General features: G+C 74.6%; 18 protein-coding genes and 1 pseudogene. 11 read left to right on the top strand and 8 right to left on the bottom strand.

The window, feature by feature from the left end; all coding sequences use genetic code 11:
- Positions 1 to 6: 6 nt before the first annotated feature.
- Both IE286_RS00920 and IE286_RS00915 read left to right on the top strand, forming a co-directional pair.
- Positions 7 to 657 (top strand): alpha-ketoglutarate-dependent dioxygenase AlkB family protein, encoded by a 651-nt coding sequence (locus tag IE286_RS00920; protein WP_189794593.1) that lies wholly within the window; start codon positions 7 to 9, stop codon positions 655 to 657.
- A gap of 84 nt (positions 658 to 741) precedes the next feature.
- The gene (locus IE286_RS00915; RefSeq protein ID WP_189794592.1) at positions 742 to 1,980 is read left to right on the top strand and encodes an ROK family protein; all 1,239 of its coding nucleotides are present in this window, start codon (positions 742 to 744) and stop codon (positions 1,978 to 1,980) included.
- Between the two features lie 618 nt (positions 1,981 to 2,598).
- Here IE286_RS00915 and IE286_RS00910 read toward each other — a convergent pair.
- A complete protein-coding gene (locus IE286_RS00910; protein ID WP_189794591.1) occupies positions 2,599 to 3,147 on the bottom strand; it encodes an ATP-binding protein in 549 nt (182 codons plus the stop codon).
- Between the two features lie 538 nt (positions 3,148 to 3,685).
- On the opposite strand from IE286_RS00910, the gene IE286_RS00905 reads away from it, so the two are divergent.
- A complete protein-coding gene (locus IE286_RS00905) occupies positions 3,686 to 4,810 on the top strand; it encodes a PLP-dependent cysteine synthase family protein (RefSeq protein ID WP_189794590.1) in 1,125 nt (374 codons plus the stop codon).
- 119 nt (positions 4,811 to 4,929) lie between these two features.
- On the opposite strand, the gene IE286_RS00900 is transcribed toward IE286_RS00905, so the two are convergent.
- On the bottom strand, positions 4,930 to 5,757 hold the full coding sequence (locus tag IE286_RS00900) for a DeoR/GlpR family DNA-binding transcription regulator (protein ID WP_189794589.1): 828 nt from the start codon (positions 5,755 to 5,757) through the stop codon (positions 4,930 to 4,932).
- Positions 5,758 to 6,267: 510 nt separating this feature from the next.
- Between IE286_RS00900 and IE286_RS00895 the strand changes: the two genes are divergently transcribed.
- The gene (locus tag IE286_RS00895) at positions 6,268 to 8,601 is read left to right on the top strand and encodes a hypothetical protein (RefSeq protein WP_229861913.1); all 2,334 of its coding nucleotides are present in this window, start codon (positions 6,268 to 6,270) and stop codon (positions 8,599 to 8,601) included.
- Here the strand turns inward: IE286_RS00895 and IE286_RS00890 are convergent.
- From IE286_RS00890 to IE286_RS00875, 4 genes are all read right to left on the bottom strand, one after another.
- The gene (locus tag IE286_RS00890) at positions 8,571 to 11,015 is read right to left on the bottom strand and encodes a right-handed parallel beta-helix repeat-containing protein (protein ID WP_189794587.1); all 2,445 of its coding nucleotides are present in this window, start codon (positions 11,013 to 11,015) and stop codon (positions 8,571 to 8,573) included. The genes IE286_RS00895 and IE286_RS00890 overlap by 31 nt on opposite strands.
- A gap of 125 nt (positions 11,016 to 11,140) precedes the next feature.
- Positions 11,141 to 11,746: an Rv1733c family protein gene (locus tag IE286_RS00885; RefSeq protein ID WP_189794586.1), complete on the bottom strand. Its 606-nt coding sequence runs from the start codon at positions 11,744 to 11,746 to the stop codon at positions 11,141 to 11,143.
- Positions 11,747 to 11,948: 202 nt separating this feature from the next.
- Positions 11,949 to 12,773: an MOSC domain-containing protein gene (locus IE286_RS00880; RefSeq protein ID WP_189794585.1), complete on the bottom strand. Its 825-nt coding sequence runs from the start codon at positions 12,771 to 12,773 to the stop codon at positions 11,949 to 11,951.
- 41 nt (positions 12,774 to 12,814) lie between these two features.
- Entirely contained in the window at positions 12,815 to 13,243 is a 429-nt protein-coding gene (locus tag IE286_RS00875; protein WP_189794584.1) for a DUF6643 family protein, read from the bottom strand.
- A gap of 278 nt (positions 13,244 to 13,521) precedes the next feature.
- Here IE286_RS00875 and IE286_RS26970 point away from each other — a divergent pair.
- A pseudogene (locus tag IE286_RS26970) lies at positions 13,522 to 13,765 on the top strand (Tellurium resistance); the annotation flags it as partial.
- A gap of 103 nt (positions 13,766 to 13,868) precedes the next feature.
- Here the strand turns inward: IE286_RS26970 and IE286_RS00870 are convergent.
- Positions 13,869 to 15,050, bottom strand: a complete 1,182-nt coding sequence (locus tag IE286_RS00870) for a glycosyltransferase (RefSeq protein WP_189794583.1) — start codon at positions 15,048 to 15,050, stop codon at positions 13,869 to 13,871.
- 69 nt (positions 15,051 to 15,119) lie between these two features.
- Here IE286_RS00870 and IE286_RS00865 point away from each other — a divergent pair, with 69 nt between their 5' ends.
- On the top strand, positions 15,120 to 15,905 hold the full coding sequence (locus IE286_RS00865; RefSeq protein ID WP_229861901.1) for a glutamate racemase: 786 nt from the start codon (positions 15,120 to 15,122) through the stop codon (positions 15,903 to 15,905).
- Positions 15,906 to 16,054: 149 nt separating this feature from the next.
- Positions 16,055 to 16,597 (top strand): hypothetical protein, encoded by a 543-nt coding sequence (locus IE286_RS00860; RefSeq protein ID WP_189794582.1) that lies wholly within the window; start codon positions 16,055 to 16,057, stop codon positions 16,595 to 16,597.
- Positions 16,598 to 16,624: 27 nt separating this feature from the next.
- Here the strand turns inward: IE286_RS00860 and IE286_RS00855 are convergent, their stop codons facing one another.
- Positions 16,625 to 17,596 (bottom strand): O-antigen ligase family protein, encoded by a 972-nt coding sequence (locus tag IE286_RS00855; protein WP_189794581.1) that lies wholly within the window; start codon positions 17,594 to 17,596, stop codon positions 16,625 to 16,627.
- A gap of 432 nt (positions 17,597 to 18,028) precedes the next feature.
- Here IE286_RS00855 and lnt point away from each other — a divergent pair, with 432 nt between their 5' ends.
- From lnt to IE286_RS00835, 4 genes are all read left to right on the top strand, one after another.
- Positions 18,029 to 19,675: an apolipoprotein N-acyltransferase gene (gene lnt, locus IE286_RS00850; protein WP_189794580.1), complete on the top strand. Its 1,647-nt coding sequence runs from the start codon at positions 18,029 to 18,031 to the stop codon at positions 19,673 to 19,675.
- Positions 19,676 to 19,705: 30 nt separating this feature from the next.
- Positions 19,706 to 20,185, top strand: a complete 480-nt coding sequence (locus IE286_RS00845; RefSeq protein ID WP_189794579.1) for an NUDIX hydrolase — start codon at positions 19,706 to 19,708, stop codon at positions 20,183 to 20,185.
- A 54-nt stretch (positions 20,186 to 20,239) separates the two neighbouring features.
- Positions 20,240 to 21,049, top strand: a complete 810-nt coding sequence (locus IE286_RS00840) for a 3-hydroxybutyrate dehydrogenase (protein WP_189794578.1) — start codon at positions 20,240 to 20,242, stop codon at positions 21,047 to 21,049.
- 88 nt (positions 21,050 to 21,137) lie between these two features.
- On the top strand, positions 21,138 to 23,216 hold the full coding sequence (locus IE286_RS00835) for a helix-turn-helix domain-containing protein (RefSeq protein WP_189794577.1): 2,079 nt from the start codon (positions 21,138 to 21,140) through the stop codon (positions 23,214 to 23,216).
- Positions 23,217 to 23,237 lie beyond the last annotated feature (21 nt).

Genomic DNA, 23,237 nt, shown 5'->3' with positions numbered 1-23,237 from the left:
GGAGACATGGACGCCGAGCTGTTCCCCCGCGGCCGCACCGAGCCGGCGCCGGGAGCGGTGCATGTGCCGGACTGGCTGGAGCCGGCCCGGCAGCGGCAGCTGCTGGAGGCCTGCCGGCAGTGGGCGCGTCCGCCGGCCGGCCTGCGCACCGTGCGCACACCCGGCGGCGGCACCATGACCGCCCGGCAGGTGTGCCTCGGGCTGCACTGGTACCCGTACGGCTACGCCCGCACCGTCGTCGACGGCGACGGCGCCCCGGTCAAGCCCTTCCCGGCCTGGCTGGGCGAGCTGGGCCGGCGGGCGGTGCGCGAGACGCTCGGCCCCGCAGCGGCCCGCGACGCGGTGTACGACATAGCGCTGATCAACTTCTACGGCGCCGACGCCCGCATGGGCATGCACCGCGACAGCGACGAGCACTCCGACGCCCCCGTGGTGTCCCTCAGCCTCGGCGACACCTGTGTGTTCCGCTTCGGCAACACCCGCACCCGCGGCAGGCCCTGGCAGGACATCGAGCTGCGCAGCGGCGACCTGTTCGTCTTCGGCGGACCCTCGCGGTTCGCGTACCACGGCGTGCCCCGGATCCACGCGAACACCGGGCCAAGGGAGTTGGGCCTGGCCGGACGGCTGAACATCACGCTGCGGGTGAGCGGCCTGTAGCGGGCGGCTCCCGGGCGTGCCGTCACGTCCCACGGGCACGGGCTGCGGGCCGCCCTGCCTGCGGATCATGACAGACTCGCCCTCATGAGCGGCAAGGCGGACCCCCGGGCAGCGGGGGAAGGAACCACCTCCAGGACGCGGCTGGACCGAGGGCGCGGTGCGCTCGGCCCCGCGTTGCAGCTCGTGCACACCGGACGCGCCCCCACGCGGGCCGTGCTGACCGCCGAGCTGGGGGTGACCCGGGCGACGGCCGGCGCGGTGGCCGCCGAACTGGAGGCGCTGGGCCTGATCCGGGTGGACGCCCGGCCGGGCGCGGCCGCCGGCGCCCAGGGCCGCCCCTCGCACCGGCTGTCGATCGCCGAGGACGGGCCCGTCGCCCTCGCCGCGCAGGTGCACGCCGACGGATTCCGCGCGGCACTGGTCGGTCTCGGCGGCCGGATCGTGGCGACCGCGCCGGGACGCCTGTCCGTGGACGCCGATCCGGCACAGGTGCTCGGCGCCGTCGTGGAGGCCGGTGCCGGACTGCTGCGCACCACCGGGCGGCGCTGTGTCGGGGCCGCGGTCGCCGTGCCGTCCGCGGTGGCCGAGCCGGAGGGGCTGGCCCTCAACCCGCTGCACGTGGCCTGGCCGGTGGGCGCGCCGGTCAGGCGGATCTTCGAGGAGTGCGTGCGGGCCGCCGGGATCACCGGCCCGGCGTTCGCGGCGAACGACGTCAACCTGGCCGCGCTCGCCGAGCACCGGCACGGCGCCGGGCGGGGCGCCCGCGATCTGCTGTGCGTGGCCACCGGCCATCGCGGCGTGGGCGGCGCGCTGGTCCTGGACGGCCGGCTGCACACCGGAAGCTCCGGGCTCGCCCTGGAGGTCGGGCACCTCACGGTCAACCCCGAGGGCCGCCCGTGCCACTGCGGCAACCGCGGCTGCCTGGACGTGGAGACCGACCCGCTGGCCCTCCTGACCGCCGCCGGCCGCGAACCGGGCCCGGAGGTGTCCCTGCTGCGGCAGGCCGACGACCTCGTCCGCAACCACCGCGACGACGCGGCCGTCCGCGACGCCGTGGCCGCCCTGATCGACCGTCTGGGCCTGGGACTGGCCGGGCTGGTCAACATCCTCAACCCGGACCGCATCGTCCTCGGCGGACTGCACCGCACCCTGCTGGAGGCCGACCCGGACCGTCTGCGCGCGGTCGTCGCCGGCCGCAGCCTGTGGGGGCGCAGCGGCGCCGTTCCCGTCCTGCCCTGCACGCTGAGCCACAACAGCCTGGTCGGCGCCGCCGAACTGGCCTGGCAGCCCGTCCTCGACGACCCCCTGGCGGTGCTCACCTGAGAAGCCGGACGCGGGTGACCGAGAGCATGCGCCGGCAGGCCGCACGGGGACCGTGCCGAGGTGTCGTTCCGCTGCGGGCGGGCCGCGCCGTTCACCCCTTTCTCACGTCACCCCATGGACATCGGCCGGACGTGCGCGCTTTCCGGTGGGACTCGCACGCAGTGGCCGGCAACGGACGGTTGCGCGACGCCTCCGCCCCGAAGACGCCGTCCTGGTACCGCAATCACTCGTGACAGGCGTTCAGAAGGGTTCCCATGGTGAGGAGGCGGTGCGTGTCCGCGGCGCTCGCCGCCACCGTCGTCGGCGGTGTGGCCCTCAACTCCGGTACGGCTTTCGCACGACCCGGCGGCCGTTCCCGCCGGCGTCTGCCCGTCGGCCCAGGCCTGCGAGGACGCGGGCAACGCGGGCATCGGCCAGTGGCGCCGGACCTCCTTGCGCTGCGAGGCGCTGGGCGACGGCCGGTACCTGCTCCGGGTCGGCGGGGTGAGCCGACCGGCGTCACCGGCGGTGGAACGCGCGCGCAGCGTTCCACCGCCCCGCGGCCCGCCGGGCCGTGACGCCCGCCGGGCCGTGACGCCCGCCGGGCCGTGACGCCCGGCGGGCCCGGTCACCGCCCGGTCAGCCGGGAACGGCGGACCGGGCGGGAGCATGGGCGGGACGGGAGCCGTCGAGCGCGGTCTCCGCTCCCACGCCGGCGAGCCCGGGCACGGGCTGCTCCCCGGCCGCCGGCCGCAGCACCCGGCCCGGCACCGTGACCGGATGGCCCGAGGCCGGCAGCGTGAACCACACGACCTTCCCGCGGTCCCCGTCCGGGCGGGCGCCCCAGCTCTCGCTCATCGCGGCCACCATCGCCAGCCCCCGGCCCTCGGTGGCCAGCGGAGCGACGTGCCCCAGGTCCTCCACCACCGGCAGCCGCGGATCGTGGTCGTGCACGGAGACGGTCAGCCGGTCCATGAAGTGCTCGAGCTGGACGGTGCACAGCTTGTCGGGCTGGGCGTGCAGGTGGACGTTGGTGAGCAACTCCGTCACACCGAGCGCGGCCCGGTCGATCAGAGCGTCCAGATTCCAGTAGCGCAAGTGCGCCGATACGATTCTGCGGACCTGGCCGATCCGCGACGGCAGGGCTTGGAGCTCCACCGTGCAGTGCCTGCTTGGGTGACTGGTCACGGCTGCGACTCCCCGACTTGAGGTCCGGAAGAACACGACGTTTCGAATGCAGCAGGACGCCTGCGTGACACTGCCGCCTGCTGTCGTGGCCGGCGGGCTGGTTCGCAGCGTTATCGCCGGTAAACCCAGAGTGACGTGAGACCAGAGTGACGCAAGGGGTTCAGCGCCGCAACTTCGTGGCGCCTTTCGTCGTGCGGTCGTTCGTGATCTCGCATGTACTCCTGCCCGGCCCGTCCGGCGTGCCCGTGCGCGGTCGTGTGCGGAGTCGTCCCGCGCGGCGCAGTCTGCCGCCCCCGGCCGCCGAGGCACCAGCGCGTGCGGACCGCGCGCTGAGCGGTGTTACGGGAGCATGCGCACACACGCGCTCCCGTCCGTGCGCGCCGTGCGCCGCCCACGCGCCCGGCGGGCGCCCCCAGGGTTGCCTTTGACCTGCCCAAAGAGCTGTTTATGCAGGTGAGAAGCGTGTTCCAGGTGTCTATCATCGGGGGCGCCCCGGCCGCGGACACGCCGCCGGCGCCCACCCTTGAGGAGTCCTGCCGTGAGCACCACCGACCAGCGCCGGACCGGCGACACCCTCGACGTCGACCGCACGGACCTCGCCTACCGGACCTGGCTGAAGGAGGCGGTCCGCAAGGTCCAGGCCGACGCCAACCGCTCGGCCGACACCCACTTGCTGCGCTTCCCGCTGCCCGAGGACTGGGGCATCGACCTGTACCTCAAGGACGAGTCGACCCATCCCACCGGAAGCCTCAAACACCGCCTGGCCCGTTCGCTGTTCCTGTACGGCCTGTGCAACGGCTGGATCCGGCCCGGCCGCCCCGTGATCGAGGCCTCCAGCGGTTCGACCGCCGTCTCCGAGGCGTACTTCGCCCAGCTGATCGGGGTGCCGTTCATCGCGGTGATGCCCCGCACGACGAGCGCCGAGAAGTGCCGCCTGATCGAGTTCCACGGCGGCCGCTGCCACTTCGTGGACGACCCGCGGACGATGTACGAGGAGTCCGCCCGGCTCGCGGCGGAGACCGGCGGCCACTACATGGACCAGTTCACCTACGCCGAGCGCGCCACCGACTGGCGCGGCAACAACAACATCGCCGAGTCGATCTTCCGCCAGCTGAGGCTGGAACGCTTCCCCGAGCCGGCGTGGATCGTCGCCACCGCCGGCACCGGCGGCACCTCCGCGACCCTGGCGCGCTACGTCCACTACATGCAGTACGACACCCGCATCTGCGTCGCCGACCCCGACAACTCCTGCTTCTTCGCAGGCTGGGTCACCGGCGACCCGGACGTCTCCTGCGACCGCGGCTCCCGCATCGAGGGCATCGGCAGGCCGCGCATGGAACCGAGCTTCCTGCCCGGTGCCATCGACCGGATGATGAGGGTGCCGGACGCCGCCGCCGTCGCCGCCGTGCGTGCCCTGGAACACGTCATCGGCCGCAAGGCGGGCGGCTCCACGGGCACCGGCCTGTGGAGCGCCCTGCGGATCGTCGCCGAGATGCGCGCCGAAGGCCGCCAGGGCAGCGTGGTGACCCTGCTGTGCGACCCGGGGGACCGCTACCTCGACAAGTACTACTCGGACGCCTGGCTCGCCGGGCAGGGCCTGGACATCACCCCGTACGCCGCGGCGATCGACACCTTCCTGGCCGGCGGGGCCTGGCCGGGCTGAGGAGAGGACCTGCGCGGCCGGAGCACCACCGCGTCACCGTGGTGCCGGCCGCCCTGGCCCGGTGGGCCGACGAGCCGCACAGGGTCTCCCGGAGGGACGGTGTGGCCGCTGACGGCGGCTCAGTCCCGCGCGTCCTGCCCGGACTCGCCGGCCACCACCAGCCGCAGATACTCGGAGACCTCGGCACGTGCCTCGGGCGGCAGTCCGGCGTCCGTCACCAGCGTGTCGACCCGGTCCAGCGAGGCGAAGGAACTCAGCCCGATCACACCCCACTTGGTGTGATCGGCGACCACGACCACCCGGCGCGCGGACTGCACCAGCCGCCGGTTGGTCTCCGCCTCGGCGAGGTTCGGCGTCGACAGGCCGGCCTCCACCGATATCCCGTGCACGCCGAGGAACAGCATGTCGAAGTGGAGCGTGGCGATGGCCTGGTCGGCCACCGGCCCCACCAGCGAGTCGGACGGGGTGCGCACCCCTCCGGTCAGCACCACCGTGGCCGCACCCTGCCGAGGCCCGGAGGTGCGCTGGGCGGCGTGGAAGACGTCGGCGACCCGCACCGAATTGGTGACCACGGTCAGCTCCGGCACGTCCACCAGGTGGTGGGCCAGCGCGTACGTCGTCGTCCCGCCGGACAGGGCGATCGCCGACCCCGGCGCCACCAGCTGCGCGGCCGCCCGCGCGATGTCCTCCTTGGCGGTCGGCTCCAGGCCCGACTTCGCCTCGAAGCCCGGCTCGTGCGTGCTGGCCTCGACCACCGGCACCGCACCGCCGTGCACCTTCTCCAGCACGCCCTGCCGGGCCAGCGCATCCAGGTCGCGGCGGACGGTCATGTCCGACACACCCAGTTTCCGGGTCAGCTCGTTGACCCGGACCCCGCCGCGGCGCCGGACCTCGTCCAGGATCAAGGCGCGCCGCTGCTCCGCGAGGAGGTTCTGATTCTCGCTCACGTGGCTCAGGTTCCTTTCGCCTCCGCCGGTGTCCGACACGCCCGGGACGCACCCGCTGGTGGTGAGCGCTGTCACCAGGGCACCGGTGCGCGGACACTCCCATCCTTTCATGGCGCGCCGTCCGTCCACGCCATCGCCTGCCTGCGGCACGCGGCTTCAGCGACCGGCCGCCGTCCGCGCGGCCGCCCTGAGACGCCGCCCACCGTGGTCGCGGCGCCGGGCCGGGTACCGGCCGCCCGCGGCCGTCGTCGCACGGTGTGCTCGTCACACGGATCGGGGAGATTCCGTGAGAACAGGTGTGTCCTTTGCCGGCGGCGGAGATCCTGACCTCACGATCACACGATCACGGAGACGAGGCGGCGCATCACGGGGGAGGCGCAGACGGTGGAATCTCCGCAGCGGCAGCCGGACGCACAGCCGGTGCCGGACACGGCCGACGCGTCGGCGGGCCCCGCGGGGCCCGCCGTGGAACTGCTCGTCCACGGCGTCGGCGGCACCACACCCCAGGAGATGCTCGACCACCCCTGCCCGGTGCGGATCACCGGCGACGACACCGCCGCCGTCTACCGGCGGGCCGACGACGTCGACGCCGAGACACGCCCCGAGGGCCACCGCGACGCCCCGGTGCCCGAGGCCTACGTCTGGTCCAACCTCACCTCCGGCAACAGCAGCCGCGCGCTGTGGCTGCTGCTGCTGCCGTTCATGGTGGTCAACCTCGCCCACTGGATGCGGCCCTCGGCCCGCGGGCACCGCCGCACCGTCCGCCTGTACGGTCTGCTGGTCCGCCTGTGCGGGCTGACCCTGACCGTACTGCTCGTCGCCGCCGCCTGCGAGGTCGCCCTCGACCTGGTCGCCTGGCAGTGCGCGGGCACCCGCGCGTGCGCCGCCCGCCACTCCTGGCTGGGTTTCCTCTCGCCCGCCGAGGGCGGCTGGTGGAGCACCCCCGGCCGCAGACTCGTCCTCGCCGCGCTGGTTCCCTCCGCCCTGACCGCCCTGCTGTGGTACCTGTCCCACCGCACCTGGAACGCCTACGAGTCCCAGCAGCCCCTGCCCACCGACTCCGGTCGGCAGGAGGACAGCGGCGGCGGGGCGCTCGCCCGGCCCGGCTTCTGGTACGGCCGCCGCCTCGTGGCCCGGCTGCGCGCCGCCCACACCGCCGCCGGGCTGCTGACCGTGGCCGCCGCCCTCGCCGTGCCCGCCGCGCACGCCGACCGCCGGCCCGGCGGCCCGGTCGTGCTGGACGTCCTGGGCTGGCTGCTGCAGGCAGCTCTGGCCGTCACCGCGGGCGTCGTGGTGAGCGCGGTGTGCCGGCGCGGCCGCAGCGAGAACCGCCTGGACCGCCGGATCGACCGGCACCTCGTGCGGCAGCTCCCGCTCGCCGCCCTCCTGCTGCTCGTGCTCGCCGCGCTGTACGCCGGCTGGTCCCGCCCCGGCTGGCGGTCGGCCGGCCGGCTCCAGGCGGACGTCGTCTTCGCCGCCCTGACGCTGGTGCAGGGCCTTCTGGCGGTGGTCCTCGCCGTCGTGGCACACCTGCTGTACCGCACCCACCGGCCGGCGTCCCGCACCGCGCAGGACGGAAAGACGGCCGCCCCGGCCCCCGCGGTCGCGCTGCGCGGTCTGGGCGGGCCGGTGGTCGCGATGCTGGCCTGCGCCCTGGGCGGCGTCATGACCGGCGGCGTCGCCCAGCGGGTGTCCGACTGGCTGGACGGCACCGGCACCTTCCTGCCCGGCCCACCGGTCCTGCTGACCTGGCAGGCCTCGGTCATCCCCCCGCTGCTGCTGGTGCTGCTGGTGCTGTGCGGCAGGCTGGCCGGGCGCACCCTGCGGCGGGCCCGTGCCGAACGCGCCGCGGTCGCCCGCGACCACCCGGGCGAGGCGCCCGACGCCCAGCGCACCCGCCAGATCGCCCGCGTCCGCGCGATGGCGACCCTCACCGACGACGCACCCCTCGTGGCGGGTGCCGTCGCCGCCGTCACCCTGCTGCTGGGCGTCGCGGCCGTGGCCGGCGCCCTGCTCACGGGCCGCACCCCGGCCCGGGCCGCCGCAGGCGCACCGGCCCTCGTCGCGGGCGCGGCCGAGACCGTGCAGGCGCTGGGATCCTGGCTGATAGGGCTGGGTTTCCTCGCGTTCGTCACCTGGGGCCGCCGCGCCTACAAAAGCGCCTCCGCACGCCGCACCATCGGCATCCTCTGGGACGTCGGCACCTTCTGGCCGCGCGCCGCCCACCCCTTCGCCCCGCCCTGTTACGCCGAGCGCGTGGTGCCCGACCTGACCTGGCGGGTGGCGACCTGGACCCGGGCCACGGGCGGCCGACTGGTGCTGTCCGGGCACTCCCAGGGCAGCGTGCTGGTCGCCGCCGCGGCCTGGCAGCTGCCGCCCTCCGTGCGGCGGCGGGTCGCGCTGCTCACCTACGGCTCCCCGCTGACCCGGCTCTACGGCCGCTGGTTCCCGGCCCACTTCGGGCAGGAGGCCCTCGCGAGCCTGCACCGCGACATCGTCTGCTGGCGCAACCTGTACCGGCTCACCGATCCCATCGGCGGCCCCATCCGCCTGCCCGAGGACTGCGGCCCGGCCGTGGACCGTGCCCCGCTGAAGGACCCCCTGGTCTACGGCCGCACCGCCCGGCACCCGCTGCCCGAGCCGATCCTCGGCCACGGCGACTACCAGGCCGACCCGGCCTTCGCGCAGGAGCGCCGGCAGCTGCTGGACCGCCTCGCGGCCGAGGTGCCGGCGCCGCGCCACGGCACCGGGCAGCACACCGAGCCGGACGGCTCCCGGCCGCCCGGCACCGGGCAGCGGCTGGACGCCGGGCCTCAGGGCAGCGCCGGCAGATCCTCGGGGTAGAGCAGCGTCAGATCGTCGGTGTCCGGGTCGTCGAGCTGCGCCACCCGGCCCGCGTGCCGCTCCACCATCGCCTCGAAGGTCTGCCGCGCGGTACGGCCGTTGCCGAACGAGACGCCCTTCGGCAGCTCGGTGAAGTACTTCAGCAGCGCCTCGCCCGTTCCCGGAGCCAGCCGGTACTCCTGCTCCTCGGCCTGCTGCTCCACGATGCGCAGCAGCTCCCCGGGGCTGTAGTCGCCGAAGGTGATGGTGCGGGAGAAACGGGACGCGACACCGGGGTTGACGGACAGGAAGCGCTCCATCTCCGCCGTGTACCCGGCGACGATCACCACGACCTCGTCCCGGTGGTCCTCCATCAGCTTCACGAGCGTGTCGATGGCCTCCTTGCCGAAGTCACGCCCGGCGTCCTCCGGGGAGAGCGTGTACGCCTCGTCGATGAACAGCACCCCGCCGCGCGCCTTCTCGAACGCCTCCTGGGTGCGGATCGCGGTCGAGCCGATGTGCTCGCCGACCAGGTCCACCCGGGAGACCTCGACGAGATGCCCCTTCTCGAGCACGCCCAGGGCGGCCAGGATCTCGCCGTACAGACGGGCCACCGTGGTCTTGCCGGTGCCCGGGGATCCGGTGAAGACCAGATGCCGCTTGACCGAGGCGGCCTTCAGACCGGCCCGCTGCCGGCGCCGGCCCACCTCGATCATGTCCGTCAGGGCGCGGACCTCGCGCTTGACGTCCTCCAGGCCCACCAGCGCGTCGAGTTCACCGAGCACGTCCCGCGCCGTGCGCGCGGGCCGCTCCGGCTCGGGTGCGGGGGCGGACAGCAGCGGCTCCTGCTCGGTGGTGCGCTGCCCGGGGATGGCGCCCAGCAGACCCGGGGACGGGGTGACCGTCTGCACCGCGGTCTCGGCCGCCGCCGGAAGGCGCACGCCGCCGCTCTCGTCGCTGCTGCAGTCCTCCACCACGGGGCCCGACCCCGTCGCGTCCGGCCCGCCGTCCGCGAACTCGTAGCCGCCGCGGGCACACCGCTCCGTGCGGCACTTGCGCAGCGTCGCACGGCAGCCGTCGATCACATGGAAGCCGTAGCCGCCGCTGCCCGTCACCCGGCAGCCCAGGAAGCTGCCGCGGCCCCCGGCGGAGACGTAGAAACCGGCCTCGGAGGGGGAGTCGACCGTGCACCGCTCGATGGTGGGGTCGGCGCCCTTGGTGACGATCACGCCGGTCTGGGTGCCGTCCATGGTGCAGTTGCTGAGCGTGCCGCCGCTGCCGTGGTCACGGAACCAGGCGCCCGTGGCCGCCTCCTTGATCCGGCAGTCGTCGAGCTGCGCGATGGCGCCGTCGCTCACCGAGACCGCGGTGTTGCGCACCTGAGACAGGTCGCTGTCGACGACGTCCACACGGGAACCCCGGTCCAGGACGAACAGCGCGTCCGGCACGTCGTGCACCTGGCAGGAGTCGAGGATCGCCGTGGCGCCGTCGCTGACCCACACGGCCGGATAGTCGCCGGTGCTGTCGAAGATCTCGCACTGGTTGGCGTCCACCCGGGTGCCCGGATCCCACACCGACAGGCCGTTGCGCCCGAACCGGCGCACGGTGGTGCGCGTCAGCGTCAGCACCGAACGCGAGCGCAGATCCACCGCGTTCTCCGGGATGTCGGTGATCCGGCAGTCGGCGAGGGTGAGCACCGCGTCGGTGTCGAGGGTGACGCCGTCGGCGGTGGTGCGGTGCACCTCGCAGTCGGTCAGGTGCGCGGCGGCCCGGCCGGTGATCTGCACCCCGGTGCCCCTGATCTCGTAGATCTCGCAACCGACCGCCTCCAGCGCGGAGTTGTCCCCGGTCACGGTCAGGCCCGCGCCCGAGGCATGGTGCACGCGGCAGCGCTCCAGCCGTGGATGCGCGCCACCGCGCACGGCAACACCCGCCTGACCGGCGGCCATGACCTCGCACTCCTCGAACACCCCGCCGCCGCCGTCCAGGACGGCGATGCCGATGCCGGCCGGGTTGTCCACCGTGCACTGCCGCACCGTCGGCCGGGCGCCGCCGCGCACCTCCACGCCGGTCGCGGACCGGGTCACGATCCGCACGTTCCGCAGCTCGGCCGCGCCCTCCTCCACCAGCAGCGCGGGGGCGGTGGCGTCCTGCCCCTCCACGTGCAGGTCCTGCAGGACCGCCGAGGCGCGCACGGTCAGCGGCACCCCGTCCGCGGGAGCGATGCGCACCGAGCCGGGGGAGGAGCCCTCCGGGCCGCGCAGGGTCACCGCGCGCTCGACGACCAGATTCTCGCGGTAGGTCCCCGGGGCGACGGTGAGGACGTCACCGTCCGCCGCCGCCTCCAGGGCCGCAGCGAGAGATGCGTACTCACCAGTGCGGCGCCGCCACCGCGACGTGCCGGTGTGCGTCACCTGGACCGTGCCCTGTGCCATGGCGTTGCTGTGTCCCCACCTCGTCGTCCTGACGAACTCGCTCGTCCGCGGGTCGTTGCCGATCGGGTCGGCCGGTCCACCGTAGCGCGCGTTCCGGGGGCAGGTTGACCGGAGTCCGGCCGAGGTCAACTGCCCGTTCCCGTACGGCCCCAGTCCCCACCGGTGCGTTCCCAGGCCCGGTCCCAGCGCGCGTGGCGCCGGCGGGTCAGACGCCAGACGATCAGCCGGCGCAGACCCTCCACGGCCGCCGCGGTCAGCATGGCCGTGCCGAGTCCGGCGAGGACGGCGTGGGAGGTGGCCGTGGCGGAGTCCAGGGGCGGCATCACCGGGTGCCCCTGCCGGTCGGTCCACACCGGGAAACGGTCTCCCCGTCGGGGGGACTTCAGGGTGGTGCCGAGCGGGCCGCGGTGCCGTGTGCCGTCCGGGGCGGTCCAGTCGGCGAGCACGCGGTGGCGCAGTTCCCGCCCGGTGGAGATCTCCGGGTCCGGATCGGGGGAGAGCTGGTTCAACTCCTCGACCACGGTGGCCGTGACGGCGTACCGGGACAGGCGCTGCTGGCGCACCGACCGCTGCAACGTGTCCTCGGTGGCGGCGCCGGCGAACGCACCGATCACGGGAGCGGCGACCAGACACAGCAGCAGGGCCGCCAAGGCCACCCAGGACTCGACCAGATCCGTCGTGCGCCGCAGCGGATTGCCTCGCCAGCGCCACAGACCGCTGATCGCCTGCACGGCCCGCACCCCCCTCCTCGCCCGGCGGCGAAACCCTGGCGGAGCCCTTCGCCCGCGGACCCGGCCGGGCGGAGACATCTTCCGCCGGCCGGGAATTCTCAGGGAACTCTCAGCCGTCTCAACGACTCCGCCGGACCGCGGGTTCCCGCCGACGGAAGCCGACGGAAACAAACCCTCCGCTTCCCGGCGGTCGTCGGGCAATTCACTCCAGGATCGTCACCGGGTCGCCGACCCTGAGGGTGCCGGTCGACTCCGGCACCAAGTTCTGGCCGAAGACCAGGGAGCTGCCGAAGCGGCGGTGCCGGCCGAGCGTGCGCAGCGGTTCCGTGCCGCGTTCGGCGGTGGTCTGGTCGGTGGTGGTCACCACGCACCGTCCGCACGGCTTGGCCACCCGGAAGACGACCTCGCCGATCGCGATGCGCCGCCAGCCGTCCTCGGCCCACGCAGGTGCCCCGGCCACGACCGCGCTGGGCCGGAACCGGTCCATCGGCAGCGGGCCCTCCTCGGGCCGGTCGCCCTCGGCGATCAGCGCGTTGAGGGAGTCCAGCGAGGACTGCGAGGTGAGCAGCAGCGGGTAGCCGTCGGCGAAGGCGACCGTCTCGCCCGGCCGCCCGTACGCGGGGTCGACGGACCGGCGGGTGGCGGGATCGTCCATGTGCACCAGCCTGGTGTCCTCGCCGACATAGGCACTGCACCAGGCGTGGGCGGCGGAGCCGGCCGGAACGGCCTCCACCTTGTCGCCGAACACGTCCACCGTCACGGTCGTCCCCTGCGGCGGCACGGGCACCGTGAGCGGTTCCTGCCCGGGTGCGGACAGACGCAGACCGCCGCCGGGCAGAAGCCCGGCGGCGGCGAGTGCGAGATGCGGATGCCGGCGTTGCGTGACGACCTTTCCCCCGTCGTCGATCAGCGCCCAGCGCCGGTCCCCGGCCAGCCCCCAGGGTTCCACGACGGCCTCCTCGAGCCCGACGGCCCGGAACGCCTTGACCGGGTGTATGTGCAGCGACCGCAGTTCGACGTGCTCCATGGCCCCATCCTGCCAGGCGGCACGGAGGGCCGGGGTGCGTGTCAGTAACCGCGGTACTGCTGGTTCTGGTACGGGTCCTGGTAGGGCGCCGGAGCCGGCCGGGGCGCGGCCGGCCGCATCGCCTCGTACCCGGTGCCGCCGGGCATCGGGCGCTGCGGCACGTGCTGCTGCGGGCCCGGGTATCCGCGCGGCACGGAGGGCTGCTGCGGGATGTACGGGGCGGGCGCCTGCTGCAGCGGTGCGGGCTGCGGTGCCTGCGGGTAGCCGGGGACGGGCTGGACCGCCGGTGCCGGCAGGGCGGGTGCCGCCGAGGGCAGCGCGGGCAGATGGCTGCCGGTGTCGTAAGGCGCGGGCACCCGGATCGGGGCGATCTGCGGGGTGCCGCGCTCGGCGACGAGCGAGTCGTAGATCGGAGTCTCCGGAAAAGAGGCGGAGTAATAGCCGCCATAGGTGGAGCGGGGGGAGGTCATGCCACATAAGTTAAGCCCACGATGTGCTGGTTGGGGAGACCGATAAGAGGGTTGTTTCCCGTGTTGGCGGTGGCGTGGGATCCCCAATGCGAGCGAAGTTGGCAAAAAGGGGCGGCGCTTGGCGTTCGGATCGTGTAAAGGGCTGGTTTTCACCGGGTTGAGGCCGTCCGGAGAGGGGCGCCGGCACCTTCTCGCGGGCACCGGAACCGGGCGGGCACAGGCCGGCCGGAGGTGTTCCGGCGCACCGCCGGGCCCGGACGCGAGGGGGGAAGCAAGTCCTGCTCAACGGGGCGAACACGCCGGTGCCCACGACGGCCCTGGGCGTCGAGGCGGGCCGGCGCTCCGGCCCCGGCGTCCCCGGCGTGGACACCTCGGCGCCGCTGCTGACGGGCGGAAGCGGTACGCGGCGACGACGACGTCGTCTTCTGCGACCAGCCGCTGCACCCCTCCGGCGCGGTCGGCCACGAGGGCAGGCGGGAGGCGGGCGGCCGGGTCACCGAGACGCTGCCGGTGGACCTCGCCGGACCGGACACCGGGCCGCACGTGACTCGGCGGCCCGCTTTCGCCCGCGCCGGCCGCGATCGTGCCTGCCGCAGCGCACCGCCCGGTCCGGCGCGGCGAAGACTCAGCCCTCCTCCGGCACGGTGTCCGGACGCGCATAGGTGCGGCCCTTCCAGGCCGCGCCCCGGCCGCGGTAGTGCTGCACCGCCGAGTCCACCGTCATCAGCAGGTACAACAGCGCCGTGAACGGCAGCAGCGGAGCGAGCCACAGCGGCTGCCGGTAGTAGCGCAGCATCGGCACATACGTGACGATCATCACCAGCCAGGCCGCGCCGCCGGCGGCGGCCGTCGCCGCGCTGCCCGCCGCCGCGCCCGCCACGAGGGCCGCCGGCGGCATCAGATACACCAGCGCCAGACCGGCGACCGTGCCGAGCAGCAGCAGCGGGTTGTGGCGCAGCTGCGCGTAGGCGCTGCGCGAGACCATCCGCCACAGATCGTGCAGCCGCGGGTACGGGCGCACGCTGTCCACCCGGTCGGCCAGTCCCAGCCAGATGTGCCCGCCGAGGCGTTTGACCGTCCGGGCCAGGGCCACGTCGTCGATCACCGCGTGCCGGATCGCCTCCGGGATCCGTGCCCGCTCGGCGGTCCCGGCGCGCAGCAGCACGCAGCCGCCCGCGGCCGCCGCGGTCCGCCCGCCCCGGCGGCCGATCCACCGGAACGGGTACAGCTGGGCGAAGAAGTACACGAACGCCGGCACGACCAGCCGCTCCCACAGGCTCTCCACCCGCAGCCGGGCCATCTGCGACACCATGTCGTAGCCGCCCGCACGGGCCGCCGCCACCAGCCGGCGCAGGCTGTCCGGGGCGTGCGCGATGTCCGCGTCCGTCAGCAGCAGGTACTCGGGCCGCCGCGTGCGGGCCAGCTCGATGCCGTGCCGCACGGCCCACAGCTTGCCGGTCCATCCGGCGGGCGGCTCGCCGGGGGTGTCCACGGTCAGCGGCAGTCCGCCGCAGCGCCGGGCCAGGTCGCGGGCGAGCTCGCCGGTGCCGTCCGAGCTGTTGTCGTCGATCAGTACGATCTCCGCCCGCCCCGGATAGTCCTGCGCGAGCAGCGACGGCAGGCTCTCGCCCAGCACGGCCGCCTCGTCCCGCGCGGGCACCACGACGCACACGGCCGGCCAGTCGCCCGGGTCCGGGTCCCGGCCCGGCGGCAGCCTGACGTCGGTGCGCCAGAAGAAGCCCTGGCCGAGCAGCAGCCACAGCCAGGCGAGAAGCGATGCCACGGCAATCCATACGATCACGCTCACCCCGGCAGTCTGCCCCACGGCCGCGGAGCACACCGAAGTGATCGTCCGGTGATCGTCTATCGTGGGCCCGTGAAGATCGCGCTCATGGACTCCGGAATCGGCCTGCTGGCGGCCACCGCCGCGGTACGGCGCCTGCGCCCCGACGCGGATCTCGTGCTCTCCCTGGACCCGGCGGGCATGCCCTGGGGGCCGCGCACCCCGCAGGACGTCACCCGGCGTGCCGTGGCCGTCGCCGAGGCCGCCGCCGCGTACGAGCCGGACGCGCTGATCGTGGGCTGCAACACCGCGACCGTGCACGCGCTGAGCACCCTGCGCGATCTTCTGGAGCCGGGGATCCCGGTGATCGGCACCGTGCCCGCGATCAAGCCGGCCGCGGCCGGCGGGGGACCGGTCGCCATCTGGGCGACCCCGGCCACCACCGGCAGCGCGTACCAGAAGAACCTCATCCGTGAGTTCGCCTCCGGGGTGCAGGTCACCGAGGTGCCCTGCCGGGGGCTGGCGGAGGCCGTCGAGTGCGCCGACCAGACGGCGGTCGACGAGGCGATCCGGGCCGCCGCCGAGCTGACCCCCGAGGAGGTGGCCACCGTCGTGCTGGGCTGCACCCACTACGAGCTGGTCGCCGAACGCATCGGTGCCGCGGTGCGGCGGCCGGGCCGCCCGCTGCCCGTCCTGTGCGGCTCGGCCCGCGCCGTCGCCGCTCAGGCGCTGCGTCGCATCGGCGCCGCCCCCGACCCGGAGGCGGGCGACGAGGGCACGGTGACCGTGCTCCTCAACGGGCAGGAGGGCCCGCTGCCCGCCCCCGCCCTGTCCTATGCGGAGGGCCGCCTGCTCCGGACGGTCAGTCCCGCCGGCTGACCCGCCCGCCACCTGGCGCGCGGGCCGGAGCGCCAGAACCACGGGCGGCCCATGGGACACCGCCCGGTCCGGAACCCGGCCCGCACTCGCGGTCACGGACATGTGCGACAGGCCACCCCGCGCGGCGAAACCTGAGTAACCTCGTTCACATGAGGGACGACTCCCGCAGCGAGAAGCGCCCGCAGCCCGACGTGTGGACCGGACGGGCCACCAACCGCGTCCAGTGGCTGCTCGCCCTCGTCGGCGCCGCGTGCCTGGCCCTCGGCATCCAGCTCGCCGTGTCCTCCGCCTGGACCTCGGGCATCGCACCGCTGGTGATGTCCGTGGTGGGTTGCATCGCGGCCGGACTGCTGGTCCTCTTCGGCACCCTTGCCTTCGTCCATGTGGCGGTGAAGGTCGACCAGAAGTGCCTGGAGATCCGCTGCGGCCACATCGGGGTGCCCCGCCGGCGCATCCCGCTGGACGAGGTGGCGGGCGCCGACTTCACGCCGCACGTCACCCCCTGCCAGTGGGGCGGCTGGGGTTACCGGTGGCGGCCGGAGAAGGGCACCGCCGTCGTCGTACGGCGCGGCGAGGGCATCGTGCTGCGGCTGTGGGACGGTCACACGTTCACGATCACCATCGACAACGCCGAGTCGGCCGTGCGCGTGATCAGGGACCGGCTGCGGCCCACGGCCGCCGGCCGGATCTGACCGCCCGCCTCGCCCCTCCCCGGCGGTTCAGGCGCTCTCCAGCGCGCCCGTCTCCTCGGTGAGCGGGCGCGCCGTCGCCATGCCGGCCAGCAGACCGGCGCCCACCGGCACCGCGGTGAAACTCAGCGCGTCGCCCAGCAGAGCGACCGACGCCACCACGGTCAGCGCGACCCCCGCGGCGAGCACGACGGGCGTCGGGCGCGCCGAACGCCACAGTGCGTGCATCACCCAGACACAGGCCGCGGCCGACAGCGCCACGCCGACCAGCCCCTGTTCGGCCGCCTGCTGGAACAGGGCCGAGTGCGGGGTGCCGTCGGGCAGCGGGTGGGGTGCGGCCACCGTGCTGAAGTCCGCGAAACGGCCCGGTCCGACCCCCGCGACGGGGTGGCGGTGCACCAGGCCCAGCGCCTCCTGCCACAGCCCGACCCGGTGCCCGGTCAGCCAGTCCGCCAGTGCCCCGGCCGCTTTGCCGGGCAGCGCCCGGGCGGCCAGCGCCCAGATCGCCCCGGCCACGACGACCGGCACCGCGGCGAGGCCCGTCAGGACCGCACCCCGGTGCCGGGTGCGGCCGACGGCCGGCGAGCCGAGCAGCACCCCGGCGCAGCAGATCACCGCGCCGGCCGAGGCCACGACCGCCGTCGTCGCGACCGCGACGGCCAGGAGGTGCAGCCCGAGCCGCAGCGCCGGGGCGGACGCGGCCCAGGCGGCGCAGCAGGCCACTCCGGTGGCCAGGGTCAGCACGGCGGCGGTGGCACCCGCCTGACCCAGGGGAGCGGTCGGCCGCGGTCCCGCGGCCAGGCCGGGCCCGGTGACCACGAGCGCGGCCCCCGCCAGTGCCCCGGCGCAGGGTGCCGCCACCGGCAGCAGCGCGCCCGCGATACGCCCGCAGGCGTAGCCGGCGGCCACGGCGAGCACCGCGAGCAGCACCCCCTCGGGACGGCCCTGGTGCACCGCGCCCGTGATCAGCGTCCAGGCCGCGCAGGCGGCGAGCACCAGCACGCCGGCCGCGTCCGAGCTGGTGCGCCGCTCACGGCCGGCGTCCCGCCCGGTGGCGTCCGGTCTGCCGTGGACCGCCCCTCCCGCGTCACCGTGGGCCCGGCCCCGCGTCTGCCGCTTCCCCCGGCGTCCGGCGCGCCGGCGCCGGCATGTCCGTCGTGCGTCGTCCGTCCCGTTCGCGGACGGTCTCCCGGTGGACCGCACCTCGCCCCCCGCTGCTGGTATCCGGTCGCCCCCGACCCGTGCACCCGGCCCCCGTGCGCACACCTCGCCCGGCGGCGATCAGGGCCTGGGATCACCGTAGCGGCTGCCGACCGCATTGTGGACGTTCCGTGCGCAATGGGTGAAGCCGCATGCGCCCCGTGCCGCGCGTGCCGTGCGGGTGTGCGACGACCGCATCTGCCGGTGCCCAGGTCAGCGCCGTACACTCCCCGGGTGAGTGTCACCGCGCCAACTGTCGACGAGCCGGACCGGGTGACCGCGCGGCCGGCCCCCGCCTCCTGGGGCGCCCGGCTGGCCCGGTTCACCCCGGCCGCCGCCGCGGTGCTGGCCGGGGTGCTGCTGTACGTCAGCTTCCCGCCCCGCACGCTGTGGTGGCTGGCCCTGCCGGCCTTCGCCGTCCTTGGCCGGGTGCTGCGGGGCCGCCGCTTCAAGGCCGCGTTCGGCCTCGGTTACCTCTTCGGCCTCGGGTTTCTGCTGCCGCTGCTGGTGTGGACCAGCGTGGAGGTCGGTCCGGCTCCGTGGCTGGCGCTCGTCGCGGCCGAGGCGGTCTTCGTCGCACTCGCGTGCGTCGGCATCGCCGCCGTGTCACGGCTGCCCGCCTGGCCGGTGTGGGCCGCGGCGGTGTGGATCGCCGGGGAGGCGGCACGCGCCCGGGTGCCGTTTCACGGCTTCCCCTGGGGCAAGATCGCCTTCGGCCAGGCGGACGGCCTGTTCCTGCCGCTGGCGGCGGTGGGCGGCACACCCGTCCTCGGCTTCGGGGTCGTCCTGTGCGGCTTCGGCCTGTACGAGGTGGTACGGCTCGCGGCGCACGCCCGGCGCACCCGTGCGGTACGCCGGACGGCGGCCGCCGCGGCCCTGCTGTGCGTGGCCGTGCCGGTGGCCGGTGCCCTGGCCGCGCGCACCCTGGTCAGCGACACGGCCGAGGACGGCACCCTCACGGTCGCGGTGATCCAGGGCAACGTCCCGCGGGCCGGCCTGGAGTTCAACGCCCAGCGCCGGGCGGTGCTCGACTACCACGTGCGCGAGACCGAACGGCTGGCGGCGGATGTGAAGGCCGGCAAGGTGCCCCGGCCCGACGTCGTGCTCTGGCCGGAGAACTCCTCCGACATCGATCCCTTCGCCTTCCCCGACGCCCGCCTGGTCATCGACCAGGCGGCCAAGGCCGTCGGCGTGCCGGTCTCCGTCGGCGGCGTGGTGGAACGGGACGGCAAACTGCTGAACGAGCAGATCCTGTGGGACCCGGTGAAGGGCCCCGTGCAGACCTACGACAAACGGCAGATCCAGCCGTTCGGCGAGTATCTGCCGCTGCGCTCGCTGGTCGGCGCGATCAACAAGAACTGGACGTCGATGGTCCGGCAGGACTTCAGCCGGGGCACCGAACCCGGGGTGTTCGACGTCGCGGGCACCAGGATCGGCCTGGCCACCTGCTACGAGGCCGCCTTCGACTGGGCGGTGCGGGACACCGTCACCCACGGCGCCCGGATGATCTCCGTGCCGAGCAACAACGCGACCTTCGACCGCAGCGAGATGACCTACCAGCAGCTCGCCATGTCCCGGATCCGCGCGGTCGAGCACAGCCGGACCGTCACCGTCCCGGTGACCAGCGGGGTCAGCGCCATCATCATGCCGGACGGCCGCATCACCCAGCGGACCGGCATGTTCGTGCCCGCCTACCTGGTGCAGAAGGTGCCGCTGCGCTCCTCCACCACGCCCGCCACCGATCTGGGCGTGCTCCCGGAGGGCGTCCTCGTGCTCCTCGCCGCGGGCGGTCTGGGTGCGGCGATCGGGGCGGGTGTGCGCCGACGGCGCGCCACGGCCGTGTCACCGCACGCCGTGCGAACGTCTCCGTGCGCTCCCTGAGGCCGGGCGGCAGCCGGATAGGGTCGGTCCATGGCCACTCCAGAGTTCATCCGCACCATCCGGGCGTCCGTCGGCAACCACCTGCTCTGGCTGCCGGGGGTCACCGCCGTCGTCTTCGACGACGAGGGACGGGTCCTGCTGGGCCGCCGCTCCGACACGGGCAAGTGGTCGGTGATCGGGGGCATCCCGGATCCGGGTGAGCAGCCGGCCGTGTGCGCGGTGCGTGAGGTGTACGAGGAGACCGCCGTGCGCTGTGTGGCCGAGCGGGTGGTGCTCGTCCAGGCACTGGAACCGATGACCTACCCCAACGGGGACGTCTGCCAGTACATGGACATCACCGTGCGCTGCCGTGCCGTGGGCGGCGAGGCGCGTGTGAACGACGACGAGTCGCTGGAAGTGGGCTGGTTCGCGGTGGACGCACTGCCGGACCTGCACGAGTTCGGGCTGTTCCGGATCAAGCAGGCCCTCTCCGACGCGCCCACATGGTTCGACACCACGCCTTATGACTGAAGTATGGGTGGCGCCCATATGTGGTGAGGCGGGGGCGCTGCCTAGGGTCGAGGCATGACCACGCTCAGCCCCCACTCCGCCCACCCGGCCCCCCGCGACCCCTCGCTCGACCTCACCGGCCGCACCGCGCTCGTCACCGGCGCCGCCGGCGGCATCGGCCGCGCCTGCGCGCTCCGGCTGGCCGCCGCGGGGGCCACGGTCAGGGCTGTCGACCGGGACGCGGAGGGCCTGACGGCACTCGTGGAGCAGTCCGGACCGCTCGCCGGATCCCTGGAACCGGTCGTCCTCGACCTGACCGACCTGGACGCCGCCGAGCAGGCGGCCGCCGGCACCGATGTGCTCGTCAACAACGCCGGCATCCAGCTGGTCCGCCCCATCGAGGAGTTCCCGCCGGAGGTCTTCCACACGGTGCTGACCGTGATGCTGGAGGCGCCGTTCCGGCTCATCCGCGGAGCCCTGCCGCACATGTACGGGCGAAAGTGGGGCCGGATCGTCAACATCTCCTCGGTGCACGGCCTGCGCGCCTCCGCCTACAAATCGGCCTATGTGGCGGCCAAGCACGGCCTGGAGGGGCTGTCCAAGACCACCGCCTTGGAGGGCGCCCCGCACGGCGTCACCTCCAACTGCGTCAACCCCGGCTACGTCCGCACCCCGCTGGTCGAGAAGCAGCTCGCCGACCAGGCACGCACCCACGGCATCCCGCAGGACCGGGTGCTCGAAGAGGTCCTGCTGCAGGACAGCGCGGTCAAGCGGCTCATCGAACCGGAGGAGGTCGCCGAGGCGGTGGCCTATCTGTGCGGGCCGCAGGCCTCCTTCATCACCGGGTCGTCCCTGGTGCTCGACGGCGGCTGGACCGCCCACTGACCTGCCCCGCGGACCGGCCCCCGGGCGCCCGTCGCGGGGTTTTCCACAGGCCTCGTCGGACACCGCACCCATACGGAATCCTGTGGGCATGTCCAGCGATCAGCCGAACTCCGCCGGGCGCCTCACGGCCGAGGCGCCACCGTCCGCCGAGGGCGTGCCGACGCCGCCCGGCCCGGCGGTGCCGCCCGCCGACGGCGCCACACCGCCTGCGGACCACGACGCCGCCCTGCCGGAGGGCGTCACCGGGGCGCCGTTCCTCGAACTGCTCGCCCAGGGCGCACCCGCCGCCGCCTTCGAGCAGCCGGTGCTGCTCGCCCGCGCCGAGGGCCGGCCGGCCGCGTGGATCGCCGCGCTCGACCACGCCAAACGGCTCGCGCTGTGCGTACGCGCCGAGCTGGACGGCCTCAGGCGCCGCGAGGCCGAACTGTCCGCCCTGTTCGCCACCGCCCACGACCTGGCGGGCCTGAGAGACCTGGACTCCGTGCTGACGGCCATCGTGCAGCGCGCCCGTAGCCTGCTCGGCACCGACGTCGCCTACCTCACCCTCAACGACCCGGCGCGCGGCGACACCTACATGCGCGTCACCGAGGGCTCCGTCTCCGCACGCTTCCAGCAGCTGCGCCTGGGCATGGGCGAAGGACTCGGCGGCCTCGTCGCCCAGACCGCCCGCCCCTACGTCACCGAGGACTACTTCCGCGACGCCCGCTTCCAGCACACCGGCACCATCGACGCCGGCGTGCGCGACGAGGGACTCGTCGCCATCCTCGGCGTCCCGCTGATGCTCGGACAGCACGTCATCGGTGTCCTGTTCGCCGCCGACCGCCGGGCACGGGTCTTCGAACGCGAGCAGATCGCCCTGCTCAGATCCTTCGCCGCCCTGGCCGCCGCGGCCATCGACAGCGCCAACCTGCTCACCGAAACCCGCGCGGCCCTCGCCGACCTGGAACGCGCCAACGAGATCATCCGCGACCGCAGCGCGGTCATCGAACGCGCCTCGGACGTCCACGACCGGCTCGCCGAGCTCGTGCTGCGCGGCGGCGGCGTCCACGACGTGGCCGCCGCGGTCTCCCAGGTCCTCGACGGCACCGTCGAGTTCACCGAGACCACAGCCGCACCGGCCGGTCCCCTGGAGGCGTCCCGGGCCGAGGGACACGCCGTGCGGCACGGCGACGACTGGATCGCCGCCGTCACCGCCGGCGGCGAACTGCTCGGTGCGCTCGTCCTGAGCGGCCACCGCGACCTCGACCCCGTCGACCAGCGCACCCTGGAACGCGCCGCGATGGTCACCTCCCTGCTGCTGCTCGCCCGGCGCTCGGCCGCCGAGGCCGAACAACGGGTGCGCGGCGAACTGCTGGACGACCTGCTCGACGCCCGCGCCCACGACGCACGCCTGCTGCGGGAACGCGCCGCCCGGCTCGACGCCGACCTCGACGCCACCCACGTCCTGCTCGCCGCCCGCCTCGACCTGTGCGCCGCCGACGCCGAACGGGAGGCCGCCGCCCGACGGCGCCTGTGGTCCGCGGCCTCCCACCTGGCCGCCACCCGGCACGGCCTGGCCGTCGCCCGGGACGGCGGCACCGCCCTGCTGCTGCCCTTGCCGCCCGGCACCGGCGCGACCGAACTCGCCCGCCGCACCGCCCACCACCTCGGCACGGCCGTGCACGAGGCGGTCACCGTCGGCGCCTCCGCCCCCGTCGGCGACCTGGCCGCACATCCCGAGACCGCCGCGGCCGCCTACGCGGAGGCGAGGCGCTGCCTGGAGACACTGCGTCTGCTGGGTCGCACCAAGGACGGGGCCGCCGCCGAGGACTTCGGCTTCCTCGGGCTGCTGCTGGCCGGCGACCGGGACGTCGCCGGGTTCGTCGAGCGCACCATCGGCCAGGTCGTCGCCTACGACCGGCGCCGCGGCACGGAGCTGATACGCACCCTGGAGGCCTACTTCGCCAGCGGCGGCAGCCCCGCACGCACCAAGGACGCCCTGCACGTCCACGTCAACACCGTCGCCCAGCGCCTGGACCGCGTCGCCCGCCTCCTCGGCGACGACTGGCAGAGCCCGGAACGCTCCCTGGAGATCCAGCTCGCGCTGCGCCTGCACCGGTTGTCCGCAGCGGCGCACAGCGGCCCGGCGGACGCACGAGCGCACGCAGGCGCGCCCGGCGGCACCTGAACCGGCCGGGCGCGCCGGGGA

The sequence above is a fragment of the Streptomyces thermodiastaticus genome, from assembly GCF_014656135.1.
Taxonomy (GTDB): Bacteria; Actinomycetota; Actinomycetes; order Streptomycetales; family Streptomycetaceae; genus Streptomyces; species Streptomyces thermodiastaticus.
This window is presented reverse-complemented; position numbering and strand designations above follow the sequence as displayed.

Coding starts and splice junctions, on each gene's coding strand:
- IE286_RS00920 (WP_189794593.1), top strand. CDS start 7: ATGGACGCCGAGCTGTTCCCCCGCGGCCGCACCGAGCCGGCGCCGGGA.
- IE286_RS00915 (WP_189794592.1), top strand. CDS start 742: ATGAGCGGCAAGGCGGACCCCCGGGCAGCGGGGGAAGGAACCACCTCC.
- IE286_RS00895 (WP_229861913.1), top strand. CDS start 6,268: ATGCTCGACCACCCCTGCCCGGTGCGGATCACCGGCGACGACACCGCC.
- IE286_RS00890 (WP_189794587.1), bottom strand. CDS start 11,015: ATGGCACAGGGCACGGTCCAGGTGACGCACACCGGCACGTCGCGGTGG.
- IE286_RS00880 (WP_189794585.1), bottom strand. CDS start 12,773: ATGGAGCACGTCGAACTGCGGTCGCTGCACATACACCCGGTCAAGGCG.
- IE286_RS00875 (WP_189794584.1), bottom strand. CDS start 13,243: ATGACCTCCCCCCGCTCCACCTATGGCGGCTATTACTCCGCCTCTTTT.
- IE286_RS00860 (WP_189794582.1), top strand. CDS start 16,055: ATGAGGGACGACTCCCGCAGCGAGAAGCGCCCGCAGCCCGACGTGTGG.
- IE286_RS00845 (WP_189794579.1), top strand. CDS start 19,706: ATGGCCACTCCAGAGTTCATCCGCACCATCCGGGCGTCCGTCGGCAAC.
- IE286_RS00840 (WP_189794578.1), top strand. CDS start 20,240: ATGACCACGCTCAGCCCCCACTCCGCCCACCCGGCCCCCCGCGACCCC.
- IE286_RS00835 (WP_189794577.1), top strand. CDS start 21,138: ATGTCCAGCGATCAGCCGAACTCCGCCGGGCGCCTCACGGCCGAGGCG.